The following is a 16,272-nucleotide window of genomic DNA, read 5'->3' on the forward strand; positions in this document are numbered from 1 at the left end:
AAGCGCGGCGGCCACATCGGGCGGTTTTTTCGTATCTTCAATATCGCTCCACAATTGCCGCGCAAGCTCGGTGCCATCCCTGAACAAAGCCGGATTGCGCCATGTACAAGATTTCCTTCCCCACTCGCCCGGGCCTCTTCCTGGGCCTCCTGGCCTGCAGCGTGCTTGCCGCCTGCGACGGTGCTGGCTCGCAAGCCGCCTCGGCCGCTGCCACGCCGCCGCAGGTGGGCGTGTTCACCGTGGCCGCTGCTGACACTACGGTCAGCACCGAACTCGCGGGGCGCGTAGCGGCCCGGGTCAGCGCCGAGATCCGCCCGCAGGTGGGTGGCATCCTGGCCCAGCGTTTGTTCACCGAAGGCGAATCCGTGAAGGCGGGCCAGGTGCTCTACCAGATCGAGGCCTCCAGTTACGAGGCGGCGTATGCCAGTGCCAAGGCAACGCTGGCCAAGGCCGAGGCCACCCTCAAGGCTTCAGCCGTGACGGCCAAGCGCAATGAAGGCCTGGCGCGCATCGAGGCGATCAGCCAGCAGGTGGCGGATGACAGCCAGGCTGCCATGGAAGAGAACCAGGCCGCGGTGGACGTAGCCAAGGCGGCGCTGGACACGGCGCGCATCAATCTTGAGCACACCCGTATCACCTCACCGATCAGCGGCCGCGTCGATCTCTCCGCGGTCACGCCCGGCGCGCTGCTCACCGCAGGCCAGACCACGGCGCTGACCACGGTGCGTCAGCTCGATCCGGTGGTGGTGGACGTCAAGCAATCGAGCGCCGAGCTGCTGCGCTTGCGCCAGGAACTCAAGGCGGCCAGCCCGCGCACGCGTGGCCAGGAGGTGGCGGTGAAGCTGCTGCTGGAAGATGGCAGCCCTTACGCCCAGAGCGGCCGCCTGCAGTTCGACGGGGTCAGCGTGGATGAGAGCACCGGCATGGTGACCCTGCGCGCCCTGGTGCCCAATCCGGACGGCGTGCTGCTGCCCGGCATGTATGTGCGGGCGGTGGTGGAAGCCGGCAAGCTGGAGCAGGCCTTGCTGGTGCCGCAGGAAGCAGTGAGCCGCAAGGCCTCCGGCGAGGCCAGCACGCTGGTGGTGGACCGCGATGGTCGTGTCGCTACGCGCAAAATCACGCTGGGGCGTGCGGTGGGCAATCGCTGGCTGGTGACCGCCGGCCTGCAGCCGGGCGAGCAGGTGATTGTTGAAGGCAGCAAGAAGGTCAGCGTTGGCGAGCTGGTCAAGCCGGTTACGCCTGCGGCCACCGTGGCCAGCAAGCGCTGAGGAGGCCGATCCATGTCACGTTTCTTCATCGACCGCCCGATCTTTGCCTGGGTCATTGCGATTGTCATCATGCTGGCCGGCGCTGGCGCGATCAGCCAGCTCTCTCTTGAGCAGTATCCGGACATCTCACCTACCCGCATCTCGATCAAGACCACCTATCCCGGCGCTTCGGCCGAAACCATCGAGAACTCGGTGACCCAGGTCATCGAGCAGCAGATGACCGGCCTCGATCACCTCACCTACATCTCCTCCAAGAGCCAGTCCGACGGCAGTGCCCGCGTCGAGCTGAGCTTCGAGGCCGGCACCGATCCGGATGTGGCCCAGATGCAGGTGCAGAACAAGCTTCAGCAGGCCGAATCGCAGCTGCCCGACGCGGTGCAGGATCAGGGCCTGACGGTTACCAAGTCCAGCTCGGATTTCATGCTGATGCTGAACCTGATCTCGGAGGATCCGGCCGTGACCTCCACTGATATCGCCAACTACATCGCTACCAGCCTGAAGGACACCCTGAGCCGCGTCGACGGCGTGGGCGAGGCCCAGGCGCTTGGCTCTGGCTATGCCATGCGGATCTGGCTGGATCCGGCCAAGATGCAGAAGTACGCCCTGATGCCTTCCGACATCAGCAGTGCCCTGAGCGCGCAGAACACCGAAGTGTCGGCCGGCCAGGTTGGCGCGCTACCGGCGGCCGAAGGCCAGAGCCTGAACGCCACGATCACGGCGCGCAGCAAGCTCAAGTCGGTGGATCAGTTCGCCCGGGTCATCATCAAGTCCGCCGCCGACGGCGCCGTGGTGCGCTTGTCCGATGTGGCCCGCATCGAGCTCGGCCGCGAGAGCTATACCGTGAGCACGCGCTACAACGGCCACCCCTCGGCCGGCCTTGGCATCACTCTGGCCTCCGGTGCCAACGCGCTGAAGGTCGCCGCTGCCGTGAAGGCCAAGATTGCCGAGCTGCAGCCCTTCTTTCCGGACAAGATGCAGGCCGTGGTGGCCTATGACACCACGCCCTTCGTGAAAATCTCGATCGAAGAAGTGGTCAAGACCCTGCTCGAAGCGCTCGCGCTGGTGGTACTGATCATGTACCTGTTCATGCAGAACCTGCGCGCCACGCTGATTCCGGCGGTGGCCGTGCCGGTAGTGCTGCTGGGCACCTTCGGGGTGCTGGCGGCCTTCGGCTACTCGATCAACACCCTCACCATGTTCGGCCTGGTGCTGGCCATCGGCCTGCTCGTGGATGACGCCATCGTGGTGGTCGAAAACGTCGAGCGGATCATGAGCGAGGAGGGGCTCTCGCCGCGCGAGGCCACCCAGAAATCGATGGGCCAGATCACCGGCGCACTGATCGGCATCTCGCTGGTGCTCTCGGCGGTGTTCATCCCGATGGCCTTCTTCGGCGGCTCCACCGGCGTGATCTACCGTCAATTCACGATTACCATCGTGTCGGCCATGGTCTTGTCTGTCGTGGTTGCATTGACGCTTACACCGGCCTTGTGCGCCACGTTGCTGGAGGCCATCCCGCAGGGCGGCCATGTCAGCCACAAGGGTTGGCTGGGGCGTTTCTTCGGCGGCTTCAACAAGGGCTTCCTGCAGGGCAGCGAGGGCTGCCGCACAGGGGTGGCGGGTTTGCTCGGCCGGCGTGGCCTGGGCGTGTTGGCCTATCTGCTGCTGGTGGCGCTCACGGCGCTGCTGTTCAAGGTCTTGCCGACTTCCTTTTTGCCCGATGAAGATCAGGGCACTCTGATGGCCCAGATCAAGCTGCCGGCCGGCTCTACCAACGAACGCCTGATGAAATCGCTGACGAGCTTCGAGCATTACCTCTCGCAGCAATCCGAAGTGAAGGCCTACATGACGGTGACCGGCATCGATGGCGATCAGGCCTCGGCGCGCGCCTTCATCATGCTCAAGGACTGGAGCGAGCGCACGGCCAAGGGGCAGGACGCCGCCAGCCTGGTGCGCCGTTATTCGCAGGAACTCGGCACCGAGATGCAGGATGCCACAGTCTTCATGCTGCAGCCGCCGGCCGTGCGTGGCCTCGGTTCCAACTCCGGCTTCGACGTGCAGCTGCAGGATCTTGGCGGCCTCGGCCACGAGGCGCTGACGGCCGCCCGCGACCAGTTCCTGCGCCTGGCCCGGCAGAGCAAGCTGCTGGCCCAGACGCGCAGCAACAACCTCGATGACACGCCGCAGCTGCAGGTGGACATCGATGATGCCAAGGCTGTGGCCCAGCGCCTCTCAGCGGGTGATGTGAACAGCACCCTGTCCTATGCCATGGGCGGCAAGTATGTGAATGACTTCATCTACGACGGACGCATCAAGAAGGTCTACATCCAGGCCGACGCAGCTTTCCGAATGAGCCCGGACAGCGTGCAGAACTGGTTCGTGCGCAATGCCAATGACGACATGGTGCCCTTCTCGGCCTTCTCTGCCGCGCACTGGAGCTACGGCTCGCCGCAGCTCACGCGCTACAACGGCCTGTCGTCCTTCGAGCTGGTTGGCGATCCCGCCCGGGGCGTAAGCTCCGGCACCGCGATGGCCGAGGTCGAGCGTATCGTGGCCCAGCTGCCGCGCGGCATCGGCTACGAATGGACCGGTGCGTCCTATCAGGAACGCCTCTCCGGCCAGCAGGCGCCGCTGCTCTACGCGGTTTCGATCCTGTTTGTGTTCCTGTGCCTGGCCGCCCTCTACGAGAGCTGGTCGGTGCCCTTCTCGGTGGTGCTGGTGGTGCCGTTGGGCGTGCTCGGTGCGGTGTTTGCGAGCTGGCTCGCCGGGCAGCACAACGATGTCTATTTCCAGGTCGGCCTGCTGACCACCGTGGGCCTCTCGGCGAAGAACGCGATCCTCATCGTCGAGTTCGCCAAGACCCTCGAGGAGCAAGGCATGCGCCTGCTTGACGCCACCCTCGAAGCGCTGCGCCTGCGCCTGCGCCCGATCATCATGACCTCGCTGGCCTTCATGTTCGGCGTACTGCCGCTGGCCCTGTCCACGGGTGCCGGCTCGGCAAGCCGCCGCGCCATCGGCGTCGGCGTGCTCGGCGGGATGGTCTCGGCCACCCTGCTCGGCGTGTTCTTCATCCCCCTCTTCTATGTGCTGGTGCGCAGTATCTTCAAGCGCCGCGCCCCGGCCACCGCCCCTGCGGAGATTGCATCGTGAGTGCCCTGAAACCCCTGCTGAACCACGCCCCGCGCGTACTCCCCCTGCTCCTCGGCCTGAGCCTTGCGGCCTGCGTCAATCTCGCGCCGCAATACGAGCGCCCGGCGGCTCCGGTGCCGGCCAGCCTGGGCGGCGCAGCCGTCAGCGGCAGCGCCGCGCTGACGGCCAGTGAGGTGGTCGATAGTGACTGGCAGGCGGTGATCGTCGACGCCCGTCTGCGCGCCGTGATCCGTCTCGCCCTGGAGCAGAACCGCGACCTGCGCGTGGCCCTGGCGAATGTCGACAAGGCCCGCGCTACCTACCGTGTGCAGCGTGCCGACCAGCTGCCGGGCCTCAATGGCACGGCCAGCGCCAGCCGCGAGCACACCTCGAAAACCGCCAGCAGCTCCGGCCAGGCTGCCACGAGCTCCAGCTTCAAGGCCCAGCTGGGCATCAGCAGCTTCGAGCTGGACCTCTTCGGGCGCGTCCAGAACCTTAGCGAAGCGGCCTTGCAGACCTATCTGGGGCTCGAGGAAACCCGCCGCGCCACCCGCCTGAGCCTGGTTGCAGAAGTTGCCACGGCCTGGCTGACGCTTGCCGCAGACCAGCAGCAGCTGGCCCTCGCGCAAGCCACCCTGGCGTCCCGCGAGCGGAGCCTGAGCCTGATGCAGCAGGCCAAGGCTCTTGGCGGTGAATCCGGCCCCAATCTCGCCTCGGCCCGCGCCAGCCGCGAAGCCGCCCGCGCCAGCGTGGCCAGCTATGCCAGCAGCGTTGGCCAGGATCGCACCGCGCTGGAGCTCCTGGTCGGCACCCGTCTTGGTGAAGAGCTGCTGCCGCCGGCCGGAACGGGCGAGGAGGCCGAGCGTGCCGCGCAACTGCTCAGCGTGCCGGCCGAACTCTCCTCGGAAGTGCTGCTGCGCCGGCCGGATGTGCTGGCCGCCGAGCACACCCTGCGGGCCGACAACGCCAACATCGGCGCGGCCCGCGCGGCCTTCTTCCCGAGCATCTCGCTGACCGCCGCCGGGGGCAGCAGCAGCCGTGCGCTGGGTGATCTGTTCAGCTCGGGGAGCGGCGCCTGGAGCTTTGCGCCCGCGATCAGCCTGCCGATCTTTGATGCCGGTGCCAACCGCGCCACCCTTGATGCTCGCAAGGCCCAGCAGGCGGCCGATATTGCCAGCTATGAAAAAGCCATCCAGACCGCTTTTGCCGAAGTGGCCGATGCACTCACGGTGCGCAGCCATGTTGCTGAGCAGCTCGACGCGCAGCGCGAGTACGTGGCCGCCAGCCAGCAGGCCCTGGATTTCGCCACCGAACTCTATCGCCAAGGCAGCGGCAGCTACCTCGATGTGCTGGTGGCCCAGCGCGCGCTGTTCACCGCGCAGCAGAGCCTGATCAGCCTGCGTCTGGCCGAGCAGAGCAACCGCATCACCCTGTTCAAGGTGCTCGGTGGAGGCAGCGCGGAGAGCGGGGGCGCGGCGGGTTGAGTCACGAACCCTCTTTTGGGCTCGGCTCAGCGGTGGCGGCCGTCCAGCGGTGGGCGCGGCGTGAAGCAGCAGACCTTGCCGGCTTCATCCAGCTGTACTTTGCAGGCGCTGGCGAGTTGCCTCCTGAGGCGCTGGCGGGCGCGCTGCACGCGTGATTTGGCCCCGGGCAGGCTGATGCCGAGGCGGGCGGCGTAGTCGGCCTGACTCATGCCCTCGATGTCGCAACAGGTGATGGCGTCACGGTCGGCCGGTGAGAGTTCGCCAAGTACGCGCGGCAGGCACTGGGCGAGGCTGTCGACGGCCGCTGGCTCGTCATGCTCGAGTTGCAGATCGTCCGGCAGCTCGATGCTGTCGTGCTGGCGGCGCAGCTGGTCGCTGAGGGTGTTGCGTGCCACCGCGAAGAGCCAGGCACGCGGGTTCTCCAGCGTGCAGAAGTGCTGGCCCTGGCGCAGGGCCTTGAGGAACACGTCCTGCAGCAGATCCTCGGCCAGTGCCTTGTCGTGCAGCTGATGAACCAGCCAGCCGCGCAGCGCATGTTCATGGGCATGCCAGGCGGTGAGCAGACAGGGGACGGCAGCGCTCTCGTTCATGCTACTGAGCGTAGTCGAGGGCGGCGCCAGCGTCCCTGAGCCAGCGCAGCTTTACTTGAGGCGCTGACCGTCCGCACCGACCACCGCTTCGCCGTCTTCCTTGCTGAAGGCGCCTTGCTGCGCGGCGGGCAGGATGTCCAGCACCACTTCGGAGGGGCGGCACAGGCGGGTGCCGCGCTCGGTGACCACGAAGGGGCGGTTCATGAGGATCGGGTGCTGGCCGATGAAGTCCAGCAGCTCCTCGTCGCTGAAGCGGTCTTCCTTGAGCCCCAGCGTTTCGTAGGGCTCGCATTTGTCGCGCAGGGCGGCGCGCACCGTGAGGCCGGCATCCGCGATGAGCTTCACGAGCGTGGCGCGATCCGGCGGAGTTTGCAGGTACTCGATCACGGTGGGTTCGATGCCGGCATTGCGAATCATGGCTAGGGTGTTGCGCGAGGTGCCGCAGGCGGGGTTGTGATAGATCGTTGTCATGGTCTCGGGAGGCGTAGGAGCGGCTTCAGCCGCGAATGGGTGTAGGGCGGGTTTTAACCCGCCATCCACGAAGGGTGTGCGACTGAAGTCGCACCTGCAGCCGCATCTGCGGAAAACTCAGGTTTGTTCTTGTTCGTACCAGCCCTTGCTGGCATTCACGGTGCGTACCACGAGCAACATCACCGGCACTTCGATCAGCACGCCGACCACGGTGGCCAGCGCGGCGCCGGATTCGAAGCCGTAGAGGCTGATCGCGGCGGCTACCGCCAGCTCGAAGAAGTTGCTCGCGCCGATCAGGGCCGAGGGGCAGGCCACATTGTGCTTTTCGCCGAGCTTTCGGTTGAGCCAATAGGCCAGCGCCGAATTGAAGAAGACCTGAATCAGGATCGGCACGGCCAGTAGCGCGATCACCAGCGGTTGCTCGATGATCGCGCGTCCCTGGAAAGCGAAGAGCAGCACCAGCGTGGCGAGGAGCGCGCTGATCGACCAGGGGCCGATCTTGGCCAGCGCGGCCTCGAAGGCGGCCTGGCCGCGGGCCAATAGTGCGCGGCGGATCAGCTGGGCGAGGATCACCGGGATCACGATGTAGAGCAGCACCGAGATGAAAAGCGTGTCCCACGGCACCGAGATGCTCGCTACGCCGAGCAGCAGGCCCACCAGCGGGGCAAAGGCGAAGACCATGATCGTGTCATTCAAGGCGACCTGGCTCAGAGTGAACAGCGGCTCGCCGTTGGTGAGCCGGCTCCACACGAAGACCATCGCGGTGCAGGGCGCGGCAGCCAGCAGGATCAGGCCGGCGATGTAGCTGTCGAGCTGATCAGCGGGCAGCAGCGGCGCGAACACATTGCGTATGAACAGCCAGCCGAGGAAGGCCATCGAGAAGGGCTTAACCAGCCAGTTTACGAACAGCGTCACGCCGATGCCGCGCACATGCTGGCGCACCTGATGCAGCGCGCCGAAATCCACCTTGAGCAGCATCGGGATGATCATCACCCAGATCAAGAGGCCCACCGGCAGATTGACCTGGGCGATTTCCATGCCGCCGACGGCTTGCACGGCAGCGGGGAAAGCCTGACCGAGCAACACGCCAGCGAGGATGCAGAGGAAGACCCAGAGGGTGAGATAGCGTTCGAAGAGATTCATTTTTCGGAAGTCGTGAGTGGAGGGGCGTAGGGCGGACTTCAGTCCGCCGGCGTGCTCGGAGTGCGACTTAAGTTGCATCTACACAGGCTTGGCGTTGGTTGTGGGCAGTGTTCAACAGCATTTTTGGCCCCCGCAGCAGTTTTCGCTGAGGAAGCCGATCAGGCTGTTCATGGCAGTGAAATTGGCCGAATAGTGGATGAAGCGCCCGTCTTGCCGCGCCTCGATCAGTCCGGCCTGTGCCAGCGTCTTGAGGTGGAAGGACAGGGTGGCGTTGGCGAGGCCCAGGGCTTCGGCGATGCGGCCGACTGCAAGGCCGTCTTGCCCCTGCTGCACGAGCAGGCGGAAGATGGCCAGGCGGTGCTCCTGAGCGAGGGCTGCTAACTGACTGACGGCTTGATTGGTTTCCATATTTCCAATTATATGGAAATGAACCAAAGGCAGTAAAGCCCACTCACTCATTCATAAGACATGAATAACGCGAGGATTGCCGGATGCACCATGACTACCCCCTGATCACCACGCTGGCGGCCGGTTTCGGTCTGGCCCTGCTGCTGGGCCTGCTGGCGATGCGCCTGCGTTTGCCGGCGCTGCTTGGTTATCTGCTTGCCGGGGTGGTGATCGGCCCTTTCACGCCGGGCCTGGTGGCCGATGGCCAGATTGCCGCACAACTGGCCGAAATCGGCGTGATGTTGCTGATGTTCGGCGTCGGCCTGCATTTTTCGCTGGATGATCTGCTGGCGGTGAAACGCATCGCGCTGCCAGGGGCGGTGCTGCAAATTGCGGTGGCCACAGCGCTTGGTGCAGCCTTGGGTCTGAGCTGGGGTTGGGCGCCGGGGGCTGCGTTGATCTTCGGCCTGGCCCTGTCGGTAGCGAGCACGGTGGTGCTCTTGCGGGCGCTGGAAGAGGCGGGCGTGCTGGATTCGATGAATGGCCGCATCGCGGTCGGCTGGCTGGTGGTGGAAGACCTTGCGATGGTGCTGGTGCTGGTGCTCTTGCCGCCTCTGGCCGGAGTGCTGGCAGGCGGCGGCGCCGTGTCCTTCAGCGAGCTGTGGCCGGTGCTGGGCAAGACCCTGCTGCAGATCGGCGCCTTCATCGCGCTGATGCTGCTGGCCGGCCGCAAGCTGCTGCCACGCGTGCTGTGGTGGGTGGCGGCGAGTGGCTCGCGCGAGCTGTTCACACTGGGGGTGCTGGTGGCGGCGATCAGCATCGCCTACTTTGCTTCCCAACTCTTCGGCGTGTCCTTCGCGCTGGGGGCCTTTTTCGCTGGCATGGTGATGCGTGAATCCGAATTCAGCCATCGTGCAGCTGAGGAATCGCTGCCGCTGCGCGAGGCATTCGCGGTGCTGTTCTTTGTGTCGGTGGGCATGCTCTTCGACCCGATGGTGCTGATCCGTCAGCCACTGCAGGTGCTGGCGGTGGTAGCGATCATCGTGTTCGGCAAGTCGCTGGCCGCCGCGATGCTGGTGCTGGCCTTCCGCTATCCGCTCAACACGGCGCTGACCGTGTCGGCGGCGCTGGCGCAGATCGGTGAGTTCTCCTTCATCCTCGCCGGCCTTGGCATGCAGTTGGGGCTCTTGCCGGCTGAAGGACAGAGCCTGATCCTGGCTGGCGCGCTGATCTCGATTGCCCTGAATCCCTTGCTCTTCCGCAGCGTACGGCCGCTGCTGGGCTGGTTGCGCGAACGTTCGGCGCTGGCGCGCAGCCTCGAAGCTGGGGCAGACCCGCTGGCCGGCCTGCCGCAGGAGACGCGGCCCGAATTTCTCTCCGGTCAGGTGGTTCTGCTCGGCTACGGCGGCTTGGGCCGCAGGGTGGCTGAAGCGCTTGCCGCCCAGGGCGTGCCCTATGTGGTGGTGGAGCAGCAGCGGGAGCGGGTGGCGCGCCTGCGCGAAGCGGGCATCGCCGCCGTGTGGGGCGATGCGGCCGATCCGCTGGCGCTGGTACAGGCACATGTGGCCAAAGCCGGCATGTTGCTGGTGACCGTGCCGGATGCGGTGCTGGCGCGTCAGGCCGTGAGCTGCGCGCGCGAGCTCAATCCGGGCATTGAATGCGCCGTACTCGCCGATAGCGCAGATGCCGCAGCCCTCCTCACACAGGAGCGGATCGAGCGGGTGTTCTCGGCCGAGGACGAGATGGCACAGGCGGTCAGCCAGCATGTGCTGGGGCGTTTCGGGCATGCCTGAGAGACTATCCCTACTCTTTGCTTTGCGCAGCAAACCGGCTGCGGCAGCACGGAGCATGCTCCGTGCTTACCCGGCCTCGCCCCCGCTGACGGTCTCTCGCTACAGATCGTGAACAGTCTTGGCACGCTCTGGCGCTATGCTGACGTGAGACTGGCGGCATTCTGGCGGGGTGCCATCCGCGTTTGATGCCGATACTGCCCTCATCTTTCAGCCGGAGGGCAAGAACATGGACCTGATCATGAATGGACAGCAGATTCGCAAACTACGTGAAGCGCGCGCCTGGTCGCAGGAGCATCTGGCGGCAGCAGCCGGGCTGAGTCTGCGCACCATCCAGCGGGTGGAGGCGGAAGGCAAGGCCTCGGCCGAAACGCGCCTGGCGTTGGCGGGCGCTTTCGGCGTGGAGTTGGCGCTGCTGACGGCGCAGGAGGCTTCGGCTCCGGCGCCGGTTCAGGAGCCGACACGCTGGCAGCTGAGCCGGGCCCAGTACCAGTTGCTGCGTCTGGCACTGGTGCTGACCGGTGTGGTGGGTGTCGACCTGTATCGCCATGCCAGCCTGACCTGGTCGCGCTGGGTGCTGCTGGGCGCCTTGCTGGTGCTGGGCCTGCGCTGGTTCAAGCGGCACTTCGTGGCGCCGCGCGAAATCTGAGCCGGCTTCCGGTCATTCTGTCGGCGCCATCCCTGGCGTTGAAGCGCGCCTGATCCGGCAGGCTGGGCGAGCCTTTCCCCGACGTTCCGGTGAAGCGCTGCCTGCCGTGCGGCAAGGAGGCTTGTTTGCTGATCGAGATTCTCAAACACACACCACTCTGGGTCTATCTGCTTTTCGCGCTTCTGCTCGCAGCGGGGCTGGCGCAAAGCAAGGACAGGCGGCTCGGTCGCGTTCGCGTCTCGACCCTTCCCCTTGTCATGGCCGGTCTGTCCTTCTTCGGGCTTGTCGCGGATTTCGGCCTGGCATGGGCTGCGCTCGTGTGCTGGACGATCAGCGCCGCTGCGAGCAGCGTGGTGGGCCTGCGTTTTGCATCTCCGGGCGCTGTTACCTGGTCTGAGCAGACCCGGGAGTTCAGCGTGCCGGGCAGTTGGCTGCCACTGGTTTTGATGATGGCGATCTTCGTGATGAAGTTTGCCGTTGCGGTGGTCGTGGTAAGGCAACTTCCGCTTGCGACTGAGTCGACTTTCGTGGTCTGTGTGAGTCTTGGCTACGGTTTGTTCAGCGGTCTGTTCCTGACGCGTACGCTGCGGGTGCTGAAAGCGGCAAAGGATCAGGCCAGACTTCCGTAGCAAGCCTGTGAGCTCCCTCGACCAGGCTATTCTGGTGCTCGAAATCAACGCGCCCTGACGCATGGCCACGACACTTTTCGCCCTCGGTTTCGCGCTGCGGGTGGCTGGCGCGGCGGCTGCGCTGGGGGCCGTCATCCGCCGCCGCAACAGCAGGCCTCCGCAGCCCTGAGTGGGGCTAATGCACGCAGCGATCCAGCTCGGCGTCATCGACCGGTGGGCTGTCCGAAATGGGCGGGCAACGCGCCGCTTCGGCGAATATCCAGGCGTGGAAGCGCCGGGTCAGCGGAGAGATGTCCGGCCCTTCCGGCGTCACGAACCAGTAAGCGCGGCTGTTCGGCAGGGTCAGCGGGAATACCTGCTGCAGGCGGCCGGCATCGAGTTCCAGCTGACACAGGCTGCGCCGGCTCAGGGCGATGCCGCGGCCATCCAGGGCGGCCTGTAGCACGAGCGCCGAATCATTGATGTAGAGACCACCCTGGGGCTCGGGCCAGTCCAGCCCGGCGCGTTCGAACCAGCCGCGCCAGAATTCGCCGTCCGAGCGCAGCAGGTGCCAGTCGCGCAGCGCTTCCGGATGGTTCAGGCGGCGGCCTGCCAGCAGGGCGGGGCTGGCGACCACCAGCATCTCGTCGCCCATGAGAAATTCGGATTGCTGACCGGGGTAGTCGCCAAAGCCGAAACGGATCGCGACATCCACGCCATCACGTGCGAAATCCAGTACCGAGGCGGTGCTGATTACGTTGAACTCGATGTCCGGCTCCTGATCCAGAAAGCTGCCGATGCGCGGCCCCAGCCAGCGCGAGGCAAACGACGGCATGGTGGTGACGGTGAGGCGGCGTGGATTGGCGCGCTGGCGCAACAAGGCCAGTGTGCGTCCGATGCCGCAGAGGGATTCATTAACCTGGCGGGCCAGCTCCTGCCCCAGTGGTGTGAGTTGCACGCCACGACCCTCGCGCAGGAAGACCGCAAACCCTAGCTGTTCTTCGAGGGCGCGGATCTGGTGGCTCACGGCACTGTGGGTCACGGAGAGCTCGCTGGCTGCCGCAGAGAAGCTACCAAGGCGGGCGGCGGCCTCGAACACTCGCAGCATGCCCAGCGGTGGGAGTCGGGCGGGCTTTTCCATAGGTGAGTCCATCTCACATGTTGTGTAGATATTATCGTTTGTGGAGAGCGCCTGTGGCAGCAAAAATAGGGATGTATTCAGAATCCTGGCCGGGCGAGGGCGGAAAATGCAAGATCAGATCATCATAGTCACTCAGGGCAGGCTCACGCGGCTGGACTTGCCAGCGGGGGCGCGGCTGGAGGTTTTGCAGGGCGAGGTGTGGCTGACCGAGGCCGGCGTGGCAGAGGATTTCGTGCTCGGCAGTGGCGCCACGTACTGCGTGCAGCTCGGCGGGCGCCTGCTGCTTGATGCGGCAGACGAAGCCCGGCTGCAGACCTGTCTGCAGGAAGTGCCGGGTCCGCTTGCGCGGGCGGCAGAGCCGCAGATGGCCTGAGCAAGGGAAAGGTGCACAGGCCCGGATGCTTATGCGGCGCTGGCCGGCCTTGCGCTGCTACAGGCCGCCACCGTCCTGAGAGCGAGCGTCTAGTCGGGCTGCCACACCCGGATCGTGCGTACGTATTCGAAGCGCTTGCCTGGCGGCCCGGCCCGCCAGGCGCGGATCACGATATTGACGGGTACGATGCTCGCGCCAGCACGCTGGGTTTCGAAGCGTACCTGATCCAGATTGCCCTGTATCACGCCCCCCAGCAGGAGCTGGGTGACCTCTCGCTGCTGTTGTGCGATACCGGCTGGAACGTAGATCGTGTTGTAAGTGGAGTCCTGACCGCCAAACTCTTCAGGCGTCAGTAGGATGGGGAAGAGCTGGCCTTTTGCGACAAGCTCCTGTGCTTCGGATTCCATCCACACACCGGACCAATTCGCAGCGTGTACGGCAGGGCTGGTCAGCAAGAGCGTAGAAAGGAGCAGGCGAGCTAGCGGAGGCATCGGGGATATTCTTCGTGACGTGTGCTTGCTTAACGTCTGGGTGAGGCGGTCGTTGACCAGAGCGCAGCCTTGCCCACCAAAGCAAACGGCCCTCTTGCGAGGGCCGTTCTTCAATCAGCCATCAGGCCAGACTCAGGCTTTTTTCTGAGCGTCCGCCTGGATGGCGGTGAGGGCGATGGTGAACACGATGTCATCGACCAGCGCGCCGCGCGACAGATCGTTCACCGGCTTGCGCAGGCCTTGCAACATCGGGCCCACGGAGACCACGTTGGCGCTGCGTTGCACGGCTTTGTAGGTAGTGTTGCCGGTGTTCAGATCCGGGAAGATGAACACGGTGGCCTTGCCGGCGACCTTGGAGTTCGGTGCCTTGGAAGCAGCCACGTCGGCCACCGAGGCGGCGTCGTACTGCAGCGGGCCGTCCAGCGCCAGATCCGGCGCCTTTTCCTTGGCAATCGCGGTGGCTTCGGCCACCTTCACCACATCTGCACCCGCGCCGGAAGTACCGGTGGAGTAGCTGATCATCGCGACCTTCGGATCAACGCCGAAAGCCTTGGCCGAATGTGCGCTCTGCAGGGCGATTTCGGCCAGCTCGGCGGCGTTCGGGTCCGGGTTGATGGCGCAGTCGCCATACACCAGCACCTGATCCGGCATCAGCATGAAGAACACCGAGGACACGATGGAGTTGCCCGGTGCGGTCTTGATCAGCTGGAGGGCCGGACGCACGGTGTTGGCGGTGGTGTGCACCGCGCCGGAGACGAGGCCGTCCACGTCGTCGGTGGCCAGCATCATGGTGCCGAGCACGACGGTGTCCTGCATCTGCTCACGTGCCTGACCCGGGGTGAGACCCTTGCTCTTGCGCAGCTCGACCATCGGGTCGACATACTTTTCACGCACGTCGTCCGGATCGAGGATCTCCAGCGTCGGCGGCAGGGTCACGCCCTGGGCGGCCGCCACGGCCTTGATGGTTTCCGGCTTGCCGAGCAGCACGCAGCGTGCGATGCCCTTTTCTTCACAGATCACGGCGGCCTTGATGGTGCGCGGCTCGTCGCCTTCCGGCAGCACGATGCGCTTCTTGGCGGCACGGGCCTTCTGGATCAGCTGGTAGCGGAAGGCCGGCGGGCTCATGCGGGTGGTGCCCGGCAGCTTCACGCAGGTCAGGATGGCGTCGGTATCCAGCTCTTCGGCCACACCGTCGAGCACCTGTTCCATGCGTTCATAGTCGTCTTCCGCCACTGCCGGCGAGAGGCGGCTGATGTTGGTAGCGGTGACGTAGCTGTCGGTATCCACACGCAGGATCGGCAGGCCGTTATCGAAAGCCTTGGCGGCGAGGTCTTGAATGCGCGGATCGATCGAGGTGGAGTGCGTCAGCAGCAGGCCGGCCAGCTGAATACCGCGCGATGCGGCCAGTGCGGTAGCGAGCATCACATCGTCACGATCGCCGGGGCAGACGACCAGTGCACAGGGGTTCAGGCGGTTGATCATATCGGCGGCGGAGCGGGCCGATACAACGGTTTCGAGCACGCGGCGCTTGGCGATTTCGCCCGGCACCAGGATTTCGGCATTCAGGTGGCGGGCCACGTCCAGGGTGCGCGGGGCGAGCAGGGCCGGGTTGTTGCGGATGGCACCCCACAGTGCGATGTCTTCCAGCGCTGCTGCGGCTTTGGCGGCATCGAACTCCGCGCCGACCTTGTTGAAGATGGTGCCGGCAACCTTGCAGCCGGCCGCGCGGAACTGGCTGGCGGTCAGGTGCACTTCGGAGGCGGCCAGTACTTCATCCTGCGCCGAAGCGACCAGCACCATTTCGGCCTGCAGGCTGCGGGCGATGTCGGCATTCAGGCGGGTGGTGTAGGAGAAGCTCGGGTCGGTGTGCAGACCTTCGATCACCAGCACATCGGCATCCTGAGCGGCGCTCATGCACAGGCTCACGATGTCTTCGAGCAGCTCGTCGATCTGGCCTTCGGAGATGCGGCCGACCACCTGGGCGGTGGAGAGGGCATTCGGGCACTCGATCTTGCAGATTTCGCGAGCGAAATGCACCGAGCGTTCGTTGGCGGTGTCGTCCTGCGTGACCGGTTTGGCGAAGCCTACGCGCAGGCCTTGGCGCTGCAGGGCGCGCACCACGCCGAGCGCGACGGAGGTAAGACCCACGTTCTGGCGGGTCGGAGCAAGGAAGAAGGTTTGCATTTTTTAATTTCCTGGAGGGGGAGAGCTAGGACGATATTTTGCTGCATTGCCACAAAATCACCAAAAGCGGAGCAATCTTAGAGCGAGCTTGCCCATAAGGGCGGGCAATTTAGCCAAGTTTTGATCTGGGCCAGACGCTGACCGGCTGCCAGCAGATGTGTCTGCCGCAGACAAGAAAACGGCCCGTCGCATGACGGGCCGCTGGTGGGCTAGACAGGCTTATTTGGCGAGCGAGCGCAGCCAGGCGATGAGGTTATCGATGTCGCCCTTGTCCTTGGTCTTGAGGATCTTGTGCTCTTCTTCGCTGCCATCGGCCATCTTGACCTTGGGGCCCGTGGTGAGGTGCTCGAGAATCTTGGCATCGCTCAGCTTCTTGAGCTTGGCGGAGATCGAGATCAGGGAGTCCGCCTCCTTCTTCTTGTCGATGCCGTGGCACTTGAGGCAGCCCTCTTTCTTGGCGAGGGCTTCGGCGCCTGCGGCGTCCAGCGCGCTGGCCACGGGCGAGAATGCGAGGGCGGCGAGAAGCGCGCCGGAGACTGCCAACAGTTTCATTTTCATCGTGTGACT

The 16,272-nt window shown here is 65.1% G+C and carries 15 protein-coding genes; 7 read left to right on the forward strand and 8 right to left on the reverse strand.

Going from position 1 to position 16,272, the window contains the following annotated elements:
* The first annotated feature begins 101 nt into the window (after positions 1 to 101).
* Genes C0V76_RS01265 through C0V76_RS01275 form a run of 3 tightly spaced genes read left to right on the forward strand, consistent with a single transcriptional unit; the run spans position 102 to position 5,878 of the window.
* Positions 102 to 1,268 carry an efflux RND transporter periplasmic adaptor subunit gene (locus C0V76_RS01265; RefSeq protein WP_101940547.1) on the forward strand — a complete coding sequence of 389 codons (1,167 nt, stop codon included), beginning with the start codon at positions 102 to 104 and terminating at the stop codon, positions 1,266 to 1,268.
* 12 nt (positions 1,269 to 1,280) lie between these two features.
* Positions 1,281 to 4,415 carry an efflux RND transporter permease subunit gene (locus tag C0V76_RS01270; protein WP_101940548.1) on the forward strand — a complete coding sequence of 1,045 codons (3,135 nt, stop codon included), beginning with the start codon at positions 1,281 to 1,283 and terminating at the stop codon, positions 4,413 to 4,415.
* The gene (locus C0V76_RS01275) at positions 4,412 to 5,878 is read left to right on the forward strand and encodes an efflux transporter outer membrane subunit (protein ID WP_305798468.1); all 1,467 of its coding nucleotides are present in this window, start codon (positions 4,412 to 4,414) and stop codon (positions 5,876 to 5,878) included. The genes C0V76_RS01270 and C0V76_RS01275 overlap by 4 nt, the downstream gene beginning before the upstream one ends.
* Positions 5,879 to 5,904: 26 nt before the next feature.
* Here the strand turns inward: C0V76_RS01275 and C0V76_RS01280 are convergent, their stop codons facing one another.
* The 4 genes from C0V76_RS01280 to C0V76_RS01295 all read right to left on the reverse strand — a co-directional run bounded on the left by C0V76_RS01280 (position 5,905) and on the right by C0V76_RS01295 (position 8,490).
* Positions 5,905 to 6,468 (reverse strand): sigma-70 family RNA polymerase sigma factor, encoded by a 564-nt coding sequence (locus C0V76_RS01280; protein WP_101940549.1) that lies wholly within the window; start codon positions 6,466 to 6,468, stop codon positions 5,905 to 5,907.
* A gap of 51 nt (positions 6,469 to 6,519) precedes the next feature.
* Positions 6,520 to 6,939 carry an arsenate reductase (glutaredoxin) gene (gene arsC, locus C0V76_RS01285; RefSeq protein ID WP_101940550.1) on the reverse strand — a complete coding sequence of 140 codons (420 nt, stop codon included), beginning with the start codon at positions 6,937 to 6,939 and terminating at the stop codon, positions 6,520 to 6,522.
* A gap of 117 nt (positions 6,940 to 7,056) precedes the next feature.
* Positions 7,057 to 8,082, reverse strand: a complete 1,026-nt coding sequence (gene arsB / locus C0V76_RS01290; RefSeq protein WP_101940551.1) for an ACR3 family arsenite efflux transporter — start codon at positions 8,080 to 8,082, stop codon at positions 7,057 to 7,059.
* Positions 8,083 to 8,193: 111 nt separating this feature from the next.
* Entirely contained in the window at positions 8,194 to 8,490 is a 297-nt protein-coding gene (locus C0V76_RS01295; protein WP_101940552.1) for a helix-turn-helix transcriptional regulator, read from the reverse strand.
* An 83-nt stretch (positions 8,491 to 8,573) separates the two neighbouring features.
* Between C0V76_RS01295 and ybaL the strand changes: the two genes are divergently transcribed.
* The 3 genes from ybaL (at position 8,574) to C0V76_RS01310 (ending at position 11,537) form a co-directional block, all read left to right on the forward strand.
* Complete coding sequence (gene ybaL / locus C0V76_RS01300; RefSeq protein WP_101940553.1) at positions 8,574 to 10,262, forward strand: YbaL family putative K(+) efflux transporter; 1,689 nt, start codon at positions 8,574 to 8,576, stop codon at positions 10,260 to 10,262.
* 226 nt (positions 10,263 to 10,488) lie between these two features.
* On the forward strand, positions 10,489 to 10,908 hold the full coding sequence (locus C0V76_RS01305) for a helix-turn-helix domain-containing protein (RefSeq protein WP_143707319.1): 420 nt from the start codon (positions 10,489 to 10,491) through the stop codon (positions 10,906 to 10,908).
* Between the two features lie 125 nt (positions 10,909 to 11,033).
* Positions 11,034 to 11,537, forward strand: a complete 504-nt coding sequence (locus C0V76_RS01310; RefSeq protein WP_101940555.1) for a DUF6622 family protein — start codon at positions 11,034 to 11,036, stop codon at positions 11,535 to 11,537.
* Between the two features lie 175 nt (positions 11,538 to 11,712).
* Here C0V76_RS01310 and gcvA read toward each other — a convergent pair whose 3' ends face one another.
* Positions 11,713 to 12,657 carry a transcriptional regulator GcvA gene (gene gcvA / locus C0V76_RS01315; RefSeq protein ID WP_101940556.1) on the reverse strand — a complete coding sequence of 315 codons (945 nt, stop codon included), beginning with the start codon at positions 12,655 to 12,657 and terminating at the stop codon, positions 11,713 to 11,715.
* 106 nt (positions 12,658 to 12,763) lie between these two features.
* Here gcvA and C0V76_RS01320 point away from each other — a divergent pair, with 106 nt between their 5' ends.
* Complete coding sequence (locus C0V76_RS01320) at positions 12,764 to 13,030, forward strand: DUF2917 domain-containing protein (RefSeq protein ID WP_101940557.1); 267 nt, start codon at positions 12,764 to 12,766, stop codon at positions 13,028 to 13,030.
* An 89-nt stretch (positions 13,031 to 13,119) separates the two neighbouring features.
* Here C0V76_RS01320 and C0V76_RS01325 read toward each other — a convergent pair whose 3' ends face one another.
* From C0V76_RS01325 to C0V76_RS01335, 3 genes are all read right to left on the reverse strand, one after another.
* Entirely contained in the window at positions 13,120 to 13,521 is a 402-nt protein-coding gene (locus tag C0V76_RS01325; protein WP_143707320.1) for a hypothetical protein, read from the reverse strand.
* A 132-nt stretch (positions 13,522 to 13,653) separates the two neighbouring features.
* Positions 13,654 to 15,705: a phosphate acetyltransferase gene (gene pta, locus C0V76_RS01330; protein WP_101940559.1), complete on the reverse strand. Its 2,052-nt coding sequence runs from the start codon at positions 15,703 to 15,705 to the stop codon at positions 13,654 to 13,656.
* Positions 15,706 to 15,924: 219 nt separating this feature from the next.
* A complete protein-coding gene (locus C0V76_RS01335; RefSeq protein WP_101940560.1) occupies positions 15,925 to 16,263 on the reverse strand; it encodes a c-type cytochrome in 339 nt (112 codons plus the stop codon).
* Positions 16,264 to 16,272 lie beyond the last annotated feature (9 nt).

The organism is Uliginosibacterium sp. TH139, from assembly GCF_002855595.1.
GTDB classification, from domain to species: Bacteria; Pseudomonadota; Gammaproteobacteria; order Burkholderiales; family Rhodocyclaceae; genus Uliginosibacterium; species Uliginosibacterium aquaticum.